This window comes from Lactobacillus sp. ESL0684, assembly GCF_029392675.1.
Classification (GTDB): Bacteria; Bacillota; Bacilli; order Lactobacillales; family Lactobacillaceae; genus Lactobacillus.
In genome coordinates, this window is the sequence record NZ_CP113941.1 from 1,751,905 (window position 1) to 1,771,899 (window position 19,995).

Below are 19,995 nucleotides of genomic sequence, written 5' to 3' on the forward strand. Positions count from 1 at the left end.
TTACACTATAATTAATTCTAATTTTAAGGGTGACAGTATGTTCTTCAATACTAAAAAATATAAAGAAGAAGCAGAAAAAAATCGTAAACATAATTTAGCTACTGAGCCTAGCCGCCTTAACATGATCTGCTTGGCTATTTTAGCTACTTTTGCACCCACTAGAATATTACTACGATTGCACAAAACTAAAATTACAGACAATGTCAACATTATCAACAATACAAAATGTGAGCAAATTCCTATTATCTACTTTCACGGTTTTCGCGGAGGCGACTACACGACTAACGCAATGGTTAAACAAGCTTTAAAAGATAAAGGAGATAGTCGCTTTTTAAAAGTTACTGTTGACTTGTGGGGTAATTACAAGCTAGAAGGCACGTGGACAGATGATGCTCAACCAATTGTGCAAGTAGTTTTTCGACAGCGCTTAGTAGGAATTTATGCGATTGATTATTATTTACGCTTAGTTTTGCCATTTTTAGCTAAAAGATATCATTTTACTCATTATACCGCAGTTGCCCACTCACTTGCTTGTCCGTGTATTGTGCGGACTGAAATGAGAACCGTGCACAAAAAGCACTTCCCTCGTTTAGATAAGTGTGTGTTTATCGCTGGGCCATTTGATGGTGTTACTTATTTAGGAGATATCCCCAACGTTAATGGACTCAATGAAAATGGTCGACCAGCTGTGATTAACTTTCATTATTTGTACCTCTTATTTAGACGCAAACGTTTTAACCCTAAAATTCAGGTCTTAAATATCTACGGGAATGTCTTAGACAATACTAATAGTGACAAATTTATTTCTGTTATCTCTGCTAAGAGCATTCGGTATATCCTCGCTCCTAGCGCACAATCTTATCATGAAGTTGAAATCCGCGGTAAAAAATATGCTGAACACAGTTGGATGCATGACAATCCATTTGTAATCGACATTGTTGATAAATTTATTGGGTTAAAGGAATAATTAGGGTTACTTTTTGGGAGGAAAAAAGTGGAATTAGTTCGAGATATTATCCGTATTATTGTTATTACCAACACTATTTTAAGTTTTTATATTGTCTTTCACAGGCGACGTTCAGTATCGACCACCTGGGCTTGGCTGATTATTCTACTAGTACTACCAGTCATTGGACTAATTTTATACGGCTTTTTTGGTCGAGGAATTTCTCAAGAGAATATCTTTGCAATTAATAAGCAGCAACATATTGGTTTGTTAAATGTGCAAAAATCAATTACTAAAGCCCCCCAAAAAATCAGTTCCGCAGACACTTCGAATAAGGCAGATATGGTAGTAAATTATTTTGACCGTAATGGTGAAGCACCATTAAGTAAAAATAACCATGTTAAGTTGTACACTGATGGTGAAGCCATGTTTCACGACCTTATCCAAGATATTGAACAAGCTAAAGAAACCATTAACATAGAATTTTACACTTTTTACAATGATGATATCGGCAACCAAATTTTAAATTTATTAATTAAAAAAGCTCGTGAAGGTCTTAAAGTTCGGGTACTTTATGATGCATGGGGATCAATGGGAGCCACTAAAAAATGGTTTAAACAATTGTGTGATGTTGGCGGAGAAGTCCTGCCCTTTATTACTTCACGCAATATGATTACTCGTTACCGGATTAACTATCATCTCCACCGCAAAATTGTCGTAGTTGATGGCAAAACCTCTTGGACTGGTGGATTTAACATTGGGGACCAATATCTCAGCCGTAAAAAGAAATTTGGTTATTGGCGCGACAGCCATGTCCGGATTGTTGGTTCTGCCTCCTTGATCTTGCAAGAACGCTTCGTCATGGATTGGAATGCTTCGATTCAAAAAGACAGCCAACTAATTACCTTTAACCAACTGCTCTTCCCAGATTTAGACGAAAATGAAATCCACCCTGGTGATGTCGCTACTCAAATCGTGGCTGATGGTCCAGATAATTCTAATGCTAACATGCGTAACGGTATTATGCGGTTAATGGGACTAGCTAAAAAACGACTCTGGTTGCAAACCCCTTACCTAATTCCCGATGATGCCATGTTTGCGACATTGCAAACAATCGCTATGTCAGGCGTTGATTTACGAATTATGATTCCATGCAAGCCTGATCACCCTTTTATTTATCGTGCTACTCAATGGTATGCTAACGAATTATCGCGTTACGGTGTCAAAATTTATATCTACAATCATGGATTTATTCATGCTAAAACGATCGTAGTTGACGATGATTTTGCCACAGTTGGCTCGATGAACCAAGATTATCGTTCTTACGATCTTAACTTTGAGGACGTAGCCGTGTTTTATGATCAAAACTTTACCAAAGAAGTTGCTCAAGCATTTGAAAAAGATATGCAATATTCGACTTTGCTTACACCAGAAATGATCGCAAAGCAAAGTCGCTGGCTGAAAACACTTCAGAGCTTTTCGCGAATGTTATCACCAATTCTATAAAAATAAGGCTATCACCTACTAGATGATAGCCTTTATTATTTACAAAAATTACATAATGTTCTGCACTTCGATTTTAGTATTGTGATCAATCCGCGTTTTCAAAGTTTCAATAACTTGAGCAATCCCAGCAGAAAAACGCAAGTAATATTGCCGGTGCTTTTTAGTAGTTAAAATGCAGATGACAGTTTTCTTTTTGGGATTTGGCACTTTAATTAGCGTTACCATCTCAACATCAGTATAAGCAATCGTTCGCTTGAAATATCCAGAAACCACAGCTCGTTTGGGAGCCAAACCTGTTGTACCATCTAGAATACTCATTAAAATAAAAATTGCCAAAAAAATTCCTAAGCCGGGATCATTGGGACTAAGTAAATCCCAAGCGAAACTAATCCAAATAAAAATTAGCGCCCAGACAACAGAAGACGTGCGATAGTGTCCCCTAATGTCAATACTAGCCTGCCAAAACCAGCTATAACAGGTATAGCCAAGCAAAATAACATCTAGAATAAGATAGAAATATGATAAATCTGCCATAAAAATTCTCCTCAATATCTACTAGCTTTTATTATAACAGAACCAGCTTTTTTAGTTAGTTAAATCATTTTTAATTAATATTTACTTGAATTTTGCTTAAAAGTGTAGTTAAATATCATTAAATTAAATGCGATGAAAAAGACGAGTAAATAATTTATTTCTTAATAAGTGAACCAAGGATAGTGCGAATTTGGTAGACCCTGAATTATTGAAAAACACTTTTAGCTGCATGCTGAAATAATCTTTTTAAAGTAGGTATTGCCGTCCCCAGTACGTTATCAAGCTGGTGAAGCATGATTGTGCTTCATGAGTTGGCCCAAAAAGTTTGGGCAATTTAGGTGGTACCGCGGAAAAAGCCTTTCGTCCTGATGTAATTAATCAGAAGACAAAGGGCTTTTTTCTTTGGCTTAAAAAATAGGAGGGTTTCCAAAAATGAAATTAACTATCCCAGATAATTATCAGCCAACTCTAACCATTCGCGATACTGAGGCAGCCATCGTCTTTATTCGTGAACGTTTCCAAGAAATCTTGGCGCAAAAATTAAATTTACAACGAATGTCTGCACCAATGTTTGTCGAGCAAAGTACTGGACTAAACGATAACCTCAACGGTGTCGAACGTCCTGTTGCATTCGACGCAAAAGATTTACCACAAGACGACTCTATCGAAATTGTGCATTCATTAGCTAAATGGAAGCGTACTGCACTTAAAAAGTATGGTTTTGGTATGCATGAAGGACTCTATACTAACATGAACGCCATTCGCCGCGATGAAGAAGTCGATAATTTCCATTCAATTTATGTCGACCAGTGGGATTGGGAAAAGGTGATCGATAAATCAGAACGCACACTTGAAACGCTGAAGGCTGCCGTTAATCAAATTTTCGCAGCAATCAAACAAATTGAAACAGAATGTGCGCAGCGCTATCCAGCTTCAACTTATCATTTGCCAGATAAAGTGTGTTTCGTCACTACCCAAGAGCTAGAGGATCGCTGGCCTGAACTTAGTCCTGAAGAACGCGAAAATAAAATTGCTCAAAAAGACGGTGCTGCCTTTATTATGCAAATCGGTGGTGATTTAAACCGCAGCGGTCAACCACATGACGGTCGAGCTCCTGACTACGATGATTGGCAATTAAACGGCGATTTAACTTTTTGGTATGAACCCCTTAAACAAAAAATTGAAATTTCATCAATGGGCATCAGGGTCAGTCCTGAGAGTCTACACGAACAACTGCAACAAAGAGGTTGTCTTGAACGTGAAGAACTGCCATATCACCAAATGCTACTTAAGGGTGAACTACCATATACCATCGGCGGCGGAATTGGACAATCACGTCTCTGCATGTTGCTACTAGCTAAAGCACATATTGGTGAAGTCCAAGCTAGCGTTTGGCCTAAAGAAATGGTCAAAGACTGCCTCGACCACAATATTCAAATCCTCTAATTAGAAAAGTCACACTACTAAATTGGTGTGACTTTTCTAATTAGCAATTTTTCCACTATCCCACTAAAACTTGTAGTAAACTACACATAGTAATCTTAATTTGTGAAAGGAAGTAAACCATGATTGATCCTAATCAAATAGCAGAACTTAAAGCAGATCTTGCTCAAGCTAAACACGTAACCTTTTTAACTGGTGCTGGTGTATCAACTCATTCCGGTATTCCTGACTACCGTTCAAAAAACGGTATCTATGATGGTGTAAGTGAAAGTCCTGAAACTATCTTAAGTGAAGATACGCTTTATCAGCGACCAGAATTTTTCTATAAATTTGTCATGGACAATATGTATTTTCCCCAAGCTCAGCCAAATACCATTCATCAAAAAATCGCAGCTATTTGTAATGAAAAAGGTGAACTGATTACCCAAAATGTTGATGGTCTTGATCGCAAAGCAGGTAATCTGCATGTAACTGAATTTCACGGTAATTTATACCAAATATACTGCACTAAATGCCATCAAAGTGTACCCTATGAGGAATATGCCCAGAGTTTTAAGCATCAAAACTGCGGTGGTATTATTCGCCCAGGAATTGTCCTTTATGGTGAAGGTATCGACAGCGACAACTTAGCCAGATCAATCAACGCTATGCAATCTTCAGACTTGGTCATTGTTTCTGGAACTAGCTTTGTTGTCTACCCATTCGCACAATTGTTAGCTTATAAACAGGAAAATGCGAAAATATGGGCAATTAACAAAACACCAATTTCTGCAACCGAAATTAATTCCATAATTGGTGATGCTTTAGATGTTTTTAAACAAGTTTAGCTTATGCTATATTATGATAATGTAACAATTAACAATATTACTTATCTGTTAGCTGCAGACAATATGGGGTTAGTTTATGTTGGGCAACTAGGAGCTCCTAAATTGTCAATCGACCATTTTTATCCAGATACGTTATTTAAATGGAATTCTGCACTTCTTGCGCCATACGCCTCAGAACTAACCGAGTTTTTCTCAAAAAAGCGGACTAAATTTGATCTGCCCTTGAATCTTGAAGCAACTTGTACTCCTTGGCAGCAACAAGTTTTAGCTCAAGTCAGCCAGATTGACTATGGCCAAACGGTCAGCTATGGCGAAATTGCAAACATGCTTAATCGACCACAAGCTGTACGGGCTGTTGCACATGCAATTGCCAATAATCCGATTTTATTTTTTATCCCTTGTCATCGCATCATTCGTGCCAATGGGAAATTTGGCCAGTATCGTTTAGGCAACTCCGTTAAAAAGGAATTAATTAATTTAGAAAAGAGTTTTTAGATGTCAATTATTAAAATGTATGCTCCATTTTTTAGTGCTAGCAACTGGCTGCATGTGTTGACCAGTGGTAAAGATTGGCTAGTCATTTTGACCCTAATTTTAATGGAATGTTTGCTATCAGTAGATAATGCTGTTGTCTTGGCAGCACAAACTAAGCGCTTGCCAACTAAACGACAACAAGAAAAGTCATTGTTCTACGGGCTTTGGGGCGCATATATTTTTCGCTTTATTGTTATTGGCATCGGAACTTATCTAATCAACTTTTGGGAAATTAAATTAGCTGGCAGTATATATTTATTCTATCTAGCTGGCAAATTTTTCTATGATCGTAAACATCCGCAAAAAGCTACTGTCAGTGAAGATACTACTAATCCTAAACGAAACGTCAAACAAAATGGCAAACATATACTGTCACTATTTTGGCGGACTGTTATCTCAATTGAAGCCATGGATATTGTATTTTCAATTGATTCAGTATTAGCAGCATTGGCAGTTTCAAATAATCCAGTAATTGTCCTAATCGGCGGCATGATCGGCATCTTATGCATGCGAGGCGTGGCTGAAATTATCATCAAGTTAATGGATATTATTCCAGAACTGCAGCCAATGGCCTATGTTCTAATCGCTATCATTGCGCTGAAGCTGTTGCTGTCACTACCACCGCTGAACTACGAATTACCAAACACTACCTTTGCAATTATCGTTTTTAGTATTTTATTAATCACCATTATTTTCCACTTTTGGCGAGAAAAAAGACACTCACATCAATCCTAGCTTTTGACTAACATAATCTTTAAGTACCACTGCTTGATTGTGTGTCCGATCTTTAGCACCATATAAAAATAACACATTTTGCTTTTGTAACTGTTCTTTGACCAACTGCAGAAACTCTCCAATAGCAGGATTGCTGTCAAGTTCCGCAATGTATCTTTGCTTAAATTGAGGGAACTTGGCATCATCATGATTAAACCACTTTCGCAAATCATTGCTAGGACCTATTTCCTTAGACCAACAAGCTAAATTAGCCTTAACTTTGCTCATACCTCGCGGCCAAAGTCGATCAACCAGTATTCGATAACCTTGTGGTTGAACGTGATCGTAAATTCGCACTAACTTGATTTCCGTCATAGCGTAATCCTCCTTGAATAATCTATATTAATCATAGTTGCAATTGTGTCCAAAATACAACTAGAGTGAATTATATATGATGTGATAGGAACCTCAGAATACTGAATTAGAAGCGGCAATCAGAGAATATGTCGACTACTACAATAACAAGAATCAAAACAAAATTAAAAGGACTTACTCCGATAGAATATCGGAAGCTAGTCCTAAGCTAAATTTTAATAATCTGTCTTAATTCATTTATTCAATCTTCATTAACCTCATTAAGATAATGTTTAAAGCCTCTATAAGATACAGCCTCCATAATTTTTCCCTCACTTCTTTTGATGCTGTTTTTATTCTAAGTGTATGAAATAGTAAGTTGCTTACCCGCTGCTTCACCTAGCTTTTCCAATGTTTTAAGAGTTGGATTCATATTACCATTTTCGATTCTAGCAATGGTTGACTTAGAAACCTTAGCCTTTTTAGCAAGAGTTTCTTGACTCATTTTTTGGCTTTGTCTAAGTTGAGTAACTAGTACGCTAGCATCTAACTTCCTACATTCTTCTTTAAACCCATCCATAAAAGTAGGGTCTTTAGCAGCCATTCTCTGTATTAATTTATCAGTTTGATCCATTTCTACCATTCCTTTTTAAATAATCATTTCTTCTATTTACACCTTTAAGAATCTCTCTTGGTGGCGTCTTTTGAGTTTTCTTTTTAAATCCATGTGTAATAACATAGTGATTATCTGTAAAATGAAAATAAACAGCTCGAGTATTATTAGACGAATACTCTGAACGAATTTCATATAAATTATTTTCTAATTTCTTAACCCACTTCTGACGTTGAGCCTTCGTCAGTCCCCATTGCTCAACCTTATAAATAGTGGCCAATAGTTTCTGACTTTCTTTCCGTGATAAAGCATCAAGAAATTCTTCAAATTCTTCTTCATCAAAGTATTCAAACTCTAGCTTTTTCATACACTTTCTCCTGATTAATATGATAGCATATAAGCTTCCAAAATGATAGAAATTAACTAATAAATTACTTCCTAATGGTCTTATCTCGCTTAGCTTTAAAGCCCTTATTCTTCTTGTAAAGATAGAAACCAATACCACTAACACCTAGTTTCACAAAACAAAAAGCATTACTTTCTCCAGTAATACTTTTTATAAATAATATTTACAAACTTAATTAGCGTTATAGTAATCTACCCATTCGGCCCCATTACCATTAACTTCTACAAAAATCAATCCTAAACTAGAAAAGTTACCATTCCAATAATAATGCAAGGCTAGTGTCCCAAAAGCATACTTATCTTTATGCCCTTCAATTCGTCTACTATATTCTGGATTATCTTTTAAAGAATTAAATAGAGAGGTGGCAACATGCTCAGGATCACGATCTTTAAAATTAAAATATACACTCGCATTGTCTAGACTAGTAGCATCATAGTAGTCCCAGTTATCAATGCCATACATAGAAGTTATCCCATTCTGTGCTAAATTTGGAACGTATTTACCAAAAGCATTGTAATCTTCTTGAGCAATTGTATCAGCAATATCAAAATCATCATTTGCATTGCTTATAACATTGTCTAACTCTGCATTAGACTTATATGGGGCATATCCCTTGCTTACTCGGTAATCTTGAATCTTTTGCCACAAAGAATCACGAATTTGTTTAACTTGAGTGTCAGTAAAATAGACATAGCCGTTATCAATTAAGTAATCTATCTCCTTTTGGGTAGGTTCTCCATGATCACCAGCAACAGTATCATCAACGTTATTAGATGGCTTTGAACTAGGATTATTAGTCCCAGAAGTTTCACTAGTACCAGTATTGGTAGTAACTTGGTTACCTTCAGTTGCTGCCGAAGCTAAAATATACTTCCCTGTACCAATCTTATAATACTTCTTACCCTTAATCGTCTTAGTGCCTTGAGCCAGTTCTACCGCACCCTTGTTCAAGGTAATACCTGTTGATTTGCCTTTAGCGTCATATACTTTCGCCGGCGTATTCACCGTAACTGAAAAAGTTTTCGTACTAGTCTTTTTGGCTTTCTTAGTAACCTTCTTCGCATTGACTGCCTTGATGTAGCGTCCCTTGCTTAAATGGTAGTATTTCTTGCCGTGAATCGTCTTTTTGCCGTAAGTAGTGTAAGTATGCCCTTTCTTCAAAAGCTTCTTACCTTTGCGCTTACCACGTTTATTAAAGACCTTGGCATTCTTCTTCAACTTGATCTTATACGTCTTTTTTGCCGCTTGCACACTTTGCGGTGTAAAGACACTATCTTGTTGACCAATCGTTCCTACGCCAACACTTAACAGTGCCGCTGCCGCTAAACTAACTAATACTCGCTTTTTCATAGATATACCTCTAATCACTCCTTGTAAACATCGTTACGATTAGCAACTTTTATAACCAAAACAATAAATTCCTGATCATGAATTTCAGCTAAAACTCGATATTTACCTACTCTATATTTCCAATATGTTTGTAGATTACCTTCTAATGACTGCCCCACAATCGTGGATTATCAGTACCAGTAAGATGCTTATCAATCCAAGTAATGCTTCGCTTTTATACTTGTTGATCCAACTTACTAAATTTTTTAAGTCCTGGTTTAGCAAATTACCATTTAAATTTAGCAGTTACTTTTGTTCAATTAGTAACTTGTTTTCTATAGTCCTTAATGTTAATTGAAGCCAATCTAATTATAGCATTAGGTACTTCATCAGGTACTATAACTTCTTCAAGTGGCGTTGCTTTTGGATAATCAGTGGTTTCGGAGAGTATACATCCAATTAAATCACTCACCATATAAATGGCATTATCTATATCTTTTCCTTGTGTTGCCAAGCCATTCTCTCCTAAATCCGGAACAAAAACATTGTAGCCTTTTTCAGCTGGCCAAATAATTACAGGATAAGTTAATAGATCTTTTTCTTGCATAATTTTATCTTTCTTTTCGCTTTAGTCTCCCTACATCTGCAATTTATTTCATTTGTAATTATTATTAACACACATGCTAGTATCAAACGTAATCAACCCCACTTGCGTGGGGAACACATTTTTTTCAACTTTTTCTTTACCAAAGACACAGGATCACCCCCACTTGCGTGGGGAACACAAATTTTGCTTATCAAGCCATCGTGAGAACATGGGATCACCCCCACTTGCGTGGGGAACACGCATCGTCATCTACCATTTTGCCGCCATCTTTAGGATCACCCCCACATACGTGGGGAACACGCCAGTATTTCAACCGAAGCTCAGCCTGTATTGGGATCACCCCCACATACGTGGGGAACACAGTAAAAGATCCCAGTCATATCAACATTCTTAAATTCGCAAGCTCCCTTTTTTCATGAGTTCGTTTGCTAACTCAAGTGTCGCCTTTGCATCAGATAAAGCGTTATGCGGTGTCAAATTCTTAATCCCATAAGATTCCAAAACCGTTGCTAACTGATAATTATCCAAAAAACTATCAGCTTTTTTAGCCACTGGTAGTAAATCTACTGTCTTATTATTTAACTCAGGTAGCTTTACTTTCCTACAAGCATACATTAAGAACAATTCATCAAACTTAAAATTATAGCCAACCAAGGTTGCCGACTTAACAAACTCTGTTAGTTCAGTAATAGCAGTTTTTAAGTCCACGCCATCCCTATACAACATTTCAGTAGTTAAACCAGTGAGTGCTGTTATCTTCTTTGGTACCTTACCGTCAATTTTAATTAATCTATAAAAAGTGTCAAGCTGATCATTTTCTCCTTTTTTGACCGCTCCGATTGATATAATTTGATTATTTTCATAATTGGTTCCAGTAGTTTCCAGATCAAGTGACACTATTGGGGCACTACTTCGCGCAGAACGCTCAACTTTAGGTTTTCTCATAGCCAATTTGGCCTGATGAAATTTAGCTGCGTTACTAAAACCATGCTTAATCGGCCTTGCATCGTCAGAGTTATTCAACCTCATCATTAACGGAATTCCATCAAAATCGACTACTTGGAACTGCCTACGAGTGGTCTTTATTTGATAACCCAGCTCATTATTCGTATTGTAGACCATCGTCGCTTCACCAGTACCAATATTTTCAATAATTCGACCCCAGAGTAAATCACGAATTTTGGCACTTACATTACCAACATAAACACCAGTTTGAATTTCTTGATACCATTTGGTCAAGTCTCCGCGAAGAGATTGTGGCACCTTAGTTAAAGTAACTACAATCATGGCTCGTCATCTTCTGTTATTTCATGATATTGTACACCGAACTTTTGCAGTCCCTGTTGATCATCCCAAAGATTGATTGCGTCGACTTCGGTTTCCAGATCCGTCACATTTAGCAAATCTTTTAAGTCGGCTACCATTCGGACTAATAATTTACCATCCCGAAACGCATCCCGCATTGCCAAACGGGTCCTACTAGCAATATCTGGATCATTTTCATACTTAGCGGTAATTTCAAACGCCACTGGAATTGACACTTCAGCCTTATATAAATCGGCGAAGTCGTAGACAAAGGCTAAATCATGCCCAGTATGAACAAATCCCAGTCCAGCAGAAGCACCCATAGCTACAATGACACTGTAACTTAAGCCATATAAAGCTTGATGAGCTGCTGTCAGAGCCTTATTAATTGGAGTACTAGCTTCAAAATTTTCATGATTATATTCGCGTCTAGTCCACAAGACATTCGTCCGCTGCGACTGCTCACGATAAATCTTCCTTACGCGGCTGCCTTCTTTACCTCGTAATTCTTGCATTGATAATCGTGAAACATCCTCATCCGCAAACCGCATTTGATACATTTTGCGAGCAACTGCAACTCGCGACTTTTCATTAGAAACTAGTTTTGCTTGTGCCTCAAGTAATCGCGAAGAATGGTTTAAAGCTCGGCCATGGGCATATTGCCGCACACCTTGTTCACCGACCTACATTACGCTAACACCAGCATCCCCAATTAATTCCATTGCTCGGTGCGTGACATCCACACCCGGTCCTAGCATTAAAACACTGACAATAGCCACTGGAACGTAAGCTGTTCCTCGACTATCGGTTATTAAAAGGGCACTATCCTGCCGATTAAGTTTTGCATGTTCAAAGTAAAGAAAAGTTATGCGGTCTTTAACCCGACTAAGTTCAGATAATTCTGGCTTTTTCGCACCAAACTTTCTATTCATCGATTGGCCACCGGAATAACTGTCATTAATCCCATACCAAAGGCTTTTTCTCGACCAATTCCATTCATCAAAGTTTGCCTAAATTGCTCAACATCGGTTATTTGCAAAATTCCTTCATAAGAAACCCGGCTAAGTTTAACCCTGCGACTTTTGCGATTAGAGAGGATTGGCCAATCACGACTAACAATCTTGAAACTTGAGGTATTCTGCGACTCATCATTTTCACTTTCGGCAAATTCTAATTGAAAGCCGGCTTTAGGTGCACGATCAGCTAGCCACTTACTCTGCTGTTCAACTGTAACATGAGGGAAAACTCGCCCTTGTTTACTCCCAGGCACGCTAACAGTTCGCGTTGGATTAGCAGTTAAGCGAAACTGCAGCACTTGACCTTCATGTAAGATACTCAATAAGTGATCGTAATCCTTAATGGTTACTTCTCCTTTGCCATAGCGCAATAATTTATCCTTGTCTGGCTGATTTTCGCTTAAAACTAATAGATATTGACGACCATTTAGCTGGTCAATTCGCCATAAGTGACGGCGACGTTCGCCTACAGCAATTTCCTCAGGAAAACTCTGCTCCACCCAATTATGATAAGCTGCCAAGTTCACTAGGTCTTTGATCTTCTGCCGATTATCGGTATCAATTTCTACTCTTGATAGATACATATGCGCTCCTTTCTAAAGAATACTAATAGGATCATGTTCTGTATCAGCCTGAAAAAGTGGATTAAGCAACTTAAGCTGCTTAATAGCAACTTTACGAAAACCATGCTGGCGATTTTCTTGACTAAAGGAAATCACCTGATCCTTGACCATTTCACAGCGATTATCCGCAACTTCCGGTAATAAGCTGGCATCAGCGATTAGTTCCACACGGATCTGAGCTTCTCGCCTATTCTTTTTCATGTACCACTCAGAAGCTTGCCAATCTAGCTTTTGCAATACCGACACTGGATCTTCATTAGCAAAATTTTGCATTTTTAAGATACCAGCTGGAACATTAGCACGACGACCCAAAAATAGTTGGTAACGTGGATGCTTTAGCGCAAACTCTATTTTATCAATCGTTTCTTCATCACTACCAATTGCCACTATAAAGACGGCATCCTGAAGATAGTTACGATATGAAAGTTTCCTCGGCTTACCTTTTTTCCATTCAACTGTTTGAAAATCACTCAGTATACTGCCTCTTTGATCAATTCGCACGGCAAATGCCAAATTATTTAATTGGATAACTTGTGGATCTTCGCGACTTAAACCAAATGCAGCGGCAATCATGCCAATCACCGCGCTTTTGGAAGGATAATCTCCAGTTGTACGCCTCTCAAATGTAGCTTCATTACCATATGACTGCAAAGGTGCAGTTAGTCTAATCGTTAGTGTCTTCATCTTGCAGTGCCTTTGTCAAAGCCGTAGTAACTTGTTCAATCAAATCAGATAAATTATTAGTCTGATTGGTAAGTTCAGTGGCTTTATTAGTTAAAACCACATTTAACACCGGTTGTTCTACCATTTGATTGGCTTCATTATATTCAGTTTCCAAATTTTCGATCGATTTCTGAACATAACCACCCTTAGTCGTAACCGGCTGTTCAAAAGCAGAAACTAGGTTTACCGGGGTATCTGTCCGTATCGTTAACATCACATAACTCGGTAACGTCTTGTTAGCAAAGGTATTCTGTTTACCAGTTGGCATAGAAAGTACGAATGCCTTAATAAAGTCGGCAATACTTGCCACTGCATCGTTGTCACCCAGGTTTTTAGCTAAATCTTTAACGTTAACATTGGCATAACGATACAACGTGGAAGAATTATATTCAATTGTTCCAAGCATTGCAGCACCAGCATTATCATCAGGTTGTAAATCATCAAGAGCTGTAAAATAGTCATATTCTGGCACAATTTCATGAGTTGAAATCGCATGAGCTACCTGCGCTGATGCATCCACATTAAGTTCTGGATTATCTGCTACCATCCGCCCAAAAAGTGCCAAATCTAACGAATTATCTTCTTGCAAAATAGTCTTGATCTCTTTTTTATCATCTTTATCATCGAAAGTATCATGAGCAAGTGCATATTGAGCTAACTTTTCAATTTGACCAGGACTTACTAATAACAAGGCATTAGTTTTATTATCTTTTTTATTAGCCTTAATTCCGGCTGCCTTCAATATTGTAGCAGACTTGTCCATAGCTTTTTTTTCATTTAATGAATTATCTAAATTCATAATTTTTTGAGCCAAAAATTTAGCTATTTCTTTAGTTCTAGTGCCTGTTGCAATACTTTCTTCTCTAAAAAAGTCGCGCATAGCCTTTTTCCAGCTTTGAGAAGAGACTCGTGAACGTATTGCCCCTCCATACATAGCTGTTTTAGGAGCGCCAGTATCATCACGATTAAGATTAGATGAAGGTACAGTCTGTAATACATTTAGATCAAGATATAGATTTTTGTTAGTCATTGTTTTTCTCCTCTGTTTCTTTAACTACATTATTTTTTGAAAAATATTGTTCCGCCCAATAAAGATGTACTTCATTAGCCCGATAATAGCTTTGCTGAAAGTCATATAAATCTTGTGCAATCCTTGGAAAGTCAATCACTTGAGTTGAATCCTTGGACTTTAAAATTCTTACCAATTGCGTCATTGAATTAACTACACTAGTAATAACTGGTGAAGATAGCAAGGACTGGACTCGACGATCTAATGCTTCTTCAATTTGTTCATCTGCTTTCAAATTAGCAAAGGCATAAAAAAGTGGTATTCCATATCTTTGCTTTTTTTCTTCTTTAGATTCAGCTTTTTCTTTAGACTCAGAATAGTCGCTACAAACAAATCTATCCTCGCCTTTTTGATAAATTGCATAAAGTTTAATAGCAGTAAAAATGGCTCTTTCAGCCGCTGATGGTTCACCATTTGTACTAAGCATGTCTTTAGATAACTCTTTCAATAAGATTGGCCATATTTGTTGAGCATGATGACTTATGACTGATGGAGATTCTCTAAAAGCAGCCAAGGCACTCTTGTTTAAATCACCACCATTATAAATTTTTTTAATAATTACAAAAGTATTTTTTGCTACTGCATTATTATATTTCATTGATGTATCACCCCTTCTTTAATACTTCTCTACTTTTCGTTAATTTCTAAGTCTTGGTTGACCTTAAAGCAAAAGTAATTGTATGCTGTAACAACATTTCTTAATTTTTTAACACCATTTTTTTCAATTCTTCTACCAGTAATATCTCTTGGAGTGCTTGTATCCAAAATACTACGGGCTTTACCTAATGCATACTTTTTAAGCCATCTCTTCCATGAAGTAATTGCTTGATCACTATCTTCTTCATTAGATAACTTTGCTAACCAAGTTTTAAATGGTTCATTGAGTCCATAATAAAATTCTTCACTCGCTTTATTTGCAAATGACTGATTACTAAGCCCACGAAGTTCACAAATTGCTTTAAGAAATTGCCAATAAACATTACCAATTACCTGATTTTTTTTAATCATTTCTTCAATTATTGCTGGCCAACAGTTTTCGCCGCTAGTATCGAACATAACATCGGCTTCAATACTCATATCATCATACAGTTCAGCTGCTGGTAACTGCGATGATGAATTACCATCATCTAGTAAATCAATTGAAGCAAGCGTTATATTTTTATCAGATGCAATTATTCCTTCATCTTTTAAGTTTCTCAACCAACAAACAACTCCTGGTTCAATATCGTCAGATATCCCATTAACACTCACGTAATTACTAAATTTACGCCACATTGCATTTCCCAGTGACTTCAAACCTCTAGTTGATGGCTTGATATTACTTTCTCTATCTCCCTTCCAAATGGTCATTGGTTCAACTTTAGCATTCATACTATCAAACATCGGAATTCCCGCGCTAAAAATAGTTGGTTGTTCCAATTCATCCCATTCAATATGCAAAATACGTGACCATGCCGTATATAGTTCAGAAATATTATTTGGCAAGATTTTCTTTTTTCGTACAGCAATATACTCTTGAACGTTTTGATATTCCCAAATAGGCTTTTGAGGTGCATATTTCCCATTTACTAAAATCAGGTTCAACATTAAAGTTTCAAATAAAGTTTCTCCTTTAGCAAAAACTGGATTTAATTTATAAAGCCAACCTGGAGAAGAAGAAAATTTTTCATCTGCTTTGATTCTGGTTTTATCTGTTACACCAGCATAATTTTGATAAGTAATTATCCAGCGAATCAATTCATCTAATTCTACAATATTTTTTGCCTGGCCAGCACGTGGTGCAAAAATTGCAGGTGAGTTATTACTTTCAGAAACTTGGCGATTAATTTGCTTAATTGCAACTCTACCTTTGCCCGTCTTAACATTACAATTGTCTGGAACTAATTCGTTGTATTCATTCCTAGTAACTTGATAAAAAGGATGACTACCAAAAAAGTCAAACCTATCTTCATACTGTTGCAAATACTTAACTACAATTTCAGAAAAAGATCCTTTAGAGTATAACTGTTGCCACGTTGCTAATAAGTTTTCGTCAAAATCCTCTTCCTCTTCTTCATCAATATCCGAAGTTATTTGCATTGATATTGGGTCAACTTTCAGGTCTTCATATGGTTGATTATTTGCATCAAATCGAGAATACACGGTTGTTAAAATCGCTAATAACAAACGCAAAATTGCAAAATCCTGTATACGCATTTCGCCAGCTAGCTGACGATAATCCTGGGCGTTTTCAAATAACTCAATTAACGAAACTTTTTGTTCCCGATTAGTATCAGCGTTAATTACTTTAATCCAAGGTTGGGTAGTTAAATTAAATGTTTTTTCCGTCATGATCATCCTCCTTTGAATAAATTAGTCCTAACTGTTTAGAATATTGAATATTCCAAATATCAAATACAGTTGATAAGTTGCTATCTAGTTGCAAGACCAATGCTCCTCTCAGCCAGACATTATCTTGCCAATCTGAATAATATTTACAAGTACGACGTTCTAATTTCTCAATTGCCGAAATAATTTTCTCTGGGTTTGGTGTGATTGCTGTTGGCAGCCTAATGAGTTGCTGAGCAATTTCTTGAGCAGGAACTTGTTCTATATTGCGACCATCTAATAAAAAGTCACCTTTCGTAGTATGCTTAAGCAAAATAACTTCAAGAGTCTCTTTAATATCGCGCACTGCCGCACTAGCCCTCTGTTCACTAACATCAGCCCCTTTTTTATCGTTACTTAACCACCTATGAATTGATTTTTTATACTGAGGATCACAGATTTGGAATTCCCCAGCTTTATCTTCTTCAGTTTCTACATAATTATCAAAATCAGTTTTAGCTGCAGCAATCCCGTCGATTTCTTCATCGGTTTCTGAACCATAGACCTTTTGCACAAGCCGGGAAATATCATCAGGTAATGCAATCTTATCTTGCAAGAAGTAATCAGTCTTTATCAATAAATATTTGTGATAAACGGCTTCATTAGCATCACCATAATCTCCAAAATCGTTGATTCCCATTACATATAGTTGCGGCTGCTGTAACGTTTCAGGTCGGGAAATATTATGACGGTGCAATCTTCCTGCACGCTGCAGTAACAAGTCCATTGGCGCAATATCGGTATACAAAACATCAAAATCAATATCCAGCGATTGTTCCAAAACTTGAGTGCCGATTACCACTAACTTTTCAGGCCGCTTGCCTTCCTTGCCAATCGCACCTTGCAATTTCTTTTCCTGTTCAGTCCGATCCGGAGCTAAAAAGGATGAATGCAAAACCATTAATTCTACATCTTGCTCAGCAACTAGCTTGGCAAGTGCTTGTGCACGCTTAACGGTATTGACAATGAGCCCTGCAACACCGCCACCATCAATCTTAGTCATAATGTTGTCAATCAAGTCTTCATCAGCTAAGTTGAGTCGCTTGACTTGCAACTCTTGCGGCTTTTGATCGCTTTGACCAGGAAAATCTGAAACTTGTTTTAATTCACAACCATCTAGGATGCTAAGAAGAGGATATGCCTGATTCTTTTGCCAATTATCTGGTGCATTAAGAACCTTCTCAGGCTTTTTATGATATTTTCCACGTAAATACTGATTAATTAGCATCTCTCTTTTCGACTGTGGAAGTGTAGCAGATAAAATAATAATAGACACTTTATAAGCTCCCAGCCATTTTATTACTTTATATAAATACTGACTCATATAAGCATCATATGCATGAACTTCATCAATAACAATAACTTTGCCGCTTAAGCCTAAATGCTTTAAAAATAAATGCTTTTGCTTTAACCCCATTGAAAGTAGATTATCAATTGTACCTATTGTGAATTCATTCAAAATGGTTTTTTTACCAGAAAACCAATCATTTACAACAACTGCACCTGCATCAGCTTCAATATTTTCTGCCTTAGGTAATTTTTGAACATCTTCATTAAATTGAGCCTTACTATGCATTAATTTAAATGAAAATTTGTTTTCTTGAGATTTTGCCAGCTTATTTAGCCAATATTCAACTCGATTAAACATTGCATTACTAGTTGCTTGAGTTGGTAAACCCATGAATAAGCCATTTTGTCCACTAATATAAGCTAGTTGCTCAACCGCGATTAATGCAATCTCTGTTTTTCCTATCCCCATTGGTGCTTCAATAATAATCATTCCAGGGTCATATGCCTGCCCAATTGTTTCAGTCATTTTCTTCTGCACTGGGCGTGCCTTATATTCCCAACGATCATCATACGGATCTTTAATCTTATCAATCTTTTGGGGCTCCCAATAATCATTCAGTTTCCAATTCTTAATAGCTTTTTTCAAACGTTCTTCAGAAGATATACTATCCCATGATTTATCAAGATCGATTAATGGAAATAATGGCTCATTTTTATTATTGTTCATATATTCAGTGGAGGCAAGCCAATCTGCCATAATAATGAGGCCCTCTAGTATTACTGCTTCAGGTTGCGTAATACGCTTAGGTAATTCCGACACATCTTTATAACCCGAAGAGTTCAAACCATATTCAAAAAGCTCTTTTTGCACTTTTTGCCAAACATGTTTTATATGCTGATTATTGGTACTCTGCCAATAATTAGTTTCATGATGACAAATATCAGTTATAGGGGAATGGTTCAAAGGTTTACCATGATGTCCGCCAATTAATGCTGCTATATTTTCGGGTACCTTAAATTTTAGTAGCAATGCCTCACCTGCCACATTATGCGGAGACTGTGAACTAGATTCTAAATTCAATTCATTTATTTGACTAAAACCATGCATAGCTAATTTATCAAGTAATTTTTCATCAAGATCTTTATCATTGTTATGTGACTTTTTAATCTGAAATGCTGGGGTAGCTTTGCCTAGATCATGAACAAAACCTAAAAACTTAACCAATTTATGTACTTCTTCATCAGATAAATTCTGCTTTAAGAAGTCCCTTTGACTATCGCTCAGCCAGTTATTATATAGCCATTTGATGACTTCCTGGGTATCAGTTAAATGAGCAATTAGTGGCAGCCATAGTTGCTGACCATCTTCAGTATTTTTCTTAGCCCAAAGGGCTGTGGATTCGTCAGATAATTTTATCATTATTTTTCTTTCTTCTTATATATGATTTAAATATTAAAGCAGAACAAAGAAATATGCAATCGCTTTTATAGACTTATAGTTAAATATCTATAAAATAATAGAGATGAAGCAAAACAGCCTTCATCCCTATTTCGAAATAAGATTAAAATATAATTTATACTTAGCCCCACTTCCGTAGGGAACACCACTTCCTAATCTCATGGTTTTACCAAAATCTTAGGAGCACCCTCACTTAAGTAAGGAATACGTAGTTAACTGTACCATAGTGTTCTAAGTAGATAAACTTTTTTAATAATATGTCAACAAATTTTAAAAAGTCTAGTAGTGGACTTCTTTGATATAGCGTGCTTAAATAAACTTGTTTGTATA

At 36.8% G+C, this 19,995-nt stretch carries 20 protein-coding genes, 1 pseudogene and 1 other annotated feature; of the genes and pseudogenes, 6 read left to right on the top strand and 15 right to left on the bottom strand.

What is annotated here, in order from left to right; genetic code table 11:
• The first annotated feature begins 37 nt into the window (after positions 1-37).
• Positions 38-967 (top strand): alpha/beta hydrolase, encoded by a 930-nt coding sequence (locus OZX56_RS08560; RefSeq protein ID WP_277125506.1) that lies wholly within the window; start codon positions 38-40, stop codon positions 965-967.
• Positions 968-994: 27 nt separating this feature from the next.
• The gene (cls, locus tag OZX56_RS08565) at positions 995-2,452 is read left to right on the top strand and encodes a cardiolipin synthase (RefSeq protein ID WP_277125504.1); all 1,458 of its coding nucleotides are present in this window, start codon (positions 995-997) and stop codon (positions 2,450-2,452) included.
• Positions 2,453-2,500: 48 nt separating this feature from the next.
• Here cls and OZX56_RS08570 read toward each other — a convergent pair whose 3' ends face one another.
• Positions 2,501-2,986 carry a hypothetical protein gene (locus OZX56_RS08570; protein ID WP_277125502.1) on the bottom strand — a complete coding sequence of 162 codons (486 nt, stop codon included), beginning with the start codon at positions 2,984-2,986 and terminating at the stop codon, positions 2,501-2,503.
• Positions 2,987-3,109: 123 nt separating this feature from the next.
• Positions 3,110-3,357: a binding site (T-box leader), on the top strand.
• 61 nt (positions 3,358-3,418) lie between these two features.
• On the opposite strand from OZX56_RS08570, the gene asnA reads away from it, so the two are divergent.
• The 4 genes from asnA to OZX56_RS08590 all read left to right on the top strand — a co-directional run bounded on the left by asnA (position 3,419) and on the right by OZX56_RS08590 (position 6,525).
• The gene (gene asnA, locus OZX56_RS08575; protein WP_277139591.1) at positions 3,419-4,432 is read left to right on the top strand and encodes an aspartate--ammonia ligase; all 1,014 of its coding nucleotides are present in this window, start codon (positions 3,419-3,421) and stop codon (positions 4,430-4,432) included.
• 119 nt (positions 4,433-4,551) lie between these two features.
• Positions 4,552-5,256, top strand: coding sequence for an NAD-dependent protein deacylase (locus tag OZX56_RS08580; protein ID WP_277139592.1), 705 nt, complete (start codon positions 4,552-4,554; stop codon positions 5,254-5,256).
• 3 nt (positions 5,257-5,259) lie between these two features.
• Complete coding sequence (locus tag OZX56_RS08585; RefSeq protein ID WP_277139593.1) at positions 5,260-5,751, top strand: methylated-DNA--[protein]-cysteine S-methyltransferase; 492 nt, start codon at positions 5,260-5,262, stop codon at positions 5,749-5,751.
• Entirely contained in the window at positions 5,752-6,525 is a 774-nt protein-coding gene (locus OZX56_RS08590; protein ID WP_277139594.1) for a TerC family protein, read from the top strand. It abuts the gene before it with no gap.
• On the opposite strand, the gene OZX56_RS08595 is transcribed toward OZX56_RS08590, so the two are convergent.
• The 14 genes and pseudogenes from OZX56_RS08595 to cas3 all read right to left on the bottom strand — a co-directional run bounded on the left by OZX56_RS08595 (position 6,511) and on the right by cas3 (position 19,626).
• The gene (locus tag OZX56_RS08595) at positions 6,511-6,879 is read right to left on the bottom strand and encodes a DUF488 family protein (RefSeq protein ID WP_277139595.1); all 369 of its coding nucleotides are present in this window, start codon (positions 6,877-6,879) and stop codon (positions 6,511-6,513) included. The genes OZX56_RS08590 and OZX56_RS08595 overlap by 15 nt on opposite strands.
• 337 nt (positions 6,880-7,216) lie before the next feature.
• A complete protein-coding gene (locus OZX56_RS08600; protein WP_277139596.1) occupies positions 7,217-7,492 on the bottom strand; it encodes a helix-turn-helix transcriptional regulator in 276 nt (91 codons plus the stop codon).
• Complete coding sequence (locus OZX56_RS08605) at positions 7,479-7,838, bottom strand: type II toxin-antitoxin system RelE/ParE family toxin (protein WP_277139597.1); 360 nt, start codon at positions 7,836-7,838, stop codon at positions 7,479-7,481. Before OZX56_RS08605 ends, OZX56_RS08600 begins: the two co-directional genes overlap by 14 nt.
• Positions 7,839-8,048: 210 nt before the next feature.
• Positions 8,049-9,227 carry an SLAP domain-containing protein gene (locus OZX56_RS08610; protein ID WP_277139598.1) on the bottom strand — a complete coding sequence of 393 codons (1,179 nt, stop codon included), beginning with the start codon at positions 9,225-9,227 and terminating at the stop codon, positions 8,049-8,051.
• A gap of 14 nt (positions 9,228-9,241) precedes the next feature.
• Positions 9,242-9,385, bottom strand: a complete 144-nt coding sequence (locus OZX56_RS08615; protein WP_277139599.1) for a type II toxin-antitoxin system RelE/ParE family toxin — start codon at positions 9,383-9,385, stop codon at positions 9,242-9,244.
• Positions 9,386-9,522: 137 nt separating this feature from the next.
• Entirely contained in the window at positions 9,523-9,813 is a 291-nt protein-coding gene (locus OZX56_RS08620; protein WP_277139600.1) for a type II toxin-antitoxin system HicB family antitoxin, read from the bottom strand.
• Between the two features lie 390 nt (positions 9,814-10,203).
• A complete protein-coding gene (cas2e, locus tag OZX56_RS08625) occupies positions 10,204-11,100 on the bottom strand; it encodes a type I-E CRISPR-associated endoribonuclease Cas2e (protein WP_277139601.1) in 897 nt (298 codons plus the stop codon).
• A pseudogene (cas1e, locus tag OZX56_RS08630) lies at positions 11,097-12,050 on the bottom strand (type I-E CRISPR-associated endonuclease Cas1e). Before cas1e ends, cas2e begins: the two are co-directional and overlap by 4 nt.
• Positions 12,047-12,718: a type I-E CRISPR-associated protein Cas6/Cse3/CasE gene (gene cas6e / locus OZX56_RS08635; protein ID WP_277139602.1), complete on the bottom strand. Its 672-nt coding sequence runs from the start codon at positions 12,716-12,718 to the stop codon at positions 12,047-12,049. Before cas6e ends, cas1e begins: the two are co-directional and overlap by 4 nt.
• A gap of 12 nt (positions 12,719-12,730) precedes the next feature.
• Entirely contained in the window at positions 12,731-13,441 is a 711-nt protein-coding gene (cas5e, locus tag OZX56_RS08640; RefSeq protein ID WP_277139603.1) for a type I-E CRISPR-associated protein Cas5/CasD, read from the bottom strand.
• Positions 13,422-14,510: a type I-E CRISPR-associated protein Cas7/Cse4/CasC gene (gene cas7e, locus OZX56_RS08645; RefSeq protein WP_277139604.1), complete on the bottom strand. Its 1,089-nt coding sequence runs from the start codon at positions 14,508-14,510 to the stop codon at positions 13,422-13,424. Before cas7e ends, cas5e begins: the two co-directional genes overlap by 20 nt.
• Entirely contained in the window at positions 14,503-15,147 is a 645-nt protein-coding gene (gene casB, locus OZX56_RS08650; RefSeq protein ID WP_277139605.1) for a type I-E CRISPR-associated protein Cse2/CasB, read from the bottom strand. Before casB ends, cas7e begins: the two co-directional genes overlap by 8 nt.
• 29 nt (positions 15,148-15,176) lie before the next feature.
• A complete protein-coding gene (locus tag OZX56_RS08655) occupies positions 15,177-16,880 on the bottom strand; it encodes a type I-E CRISPR-associated protein Cse1/CasA (protein WP_277139606.1) in 1,704 nt (567 codons plus the stop codon).
• Positions 16,861-19,626 carry a CRISPR-associated helicase Cas3' gene (gene cas3 / locus OZX56_RS08660; RefSeq protein WP_277139607.1) on the bottom strand — a complete coding sequence of 922 codons (2,766 nt, stop codon included), beginning with the start codon at positions 19,624-19,626 and terminating at the stop codon, positions 16,861-16,863. The genes OZX56_RS08655 and cas3 overlap by 20 nt, the downstream gene beginning before the upstream one ends.
• Between the last annotated feature and the right edge of the window lie 369 nt (positions 19,627-19,995).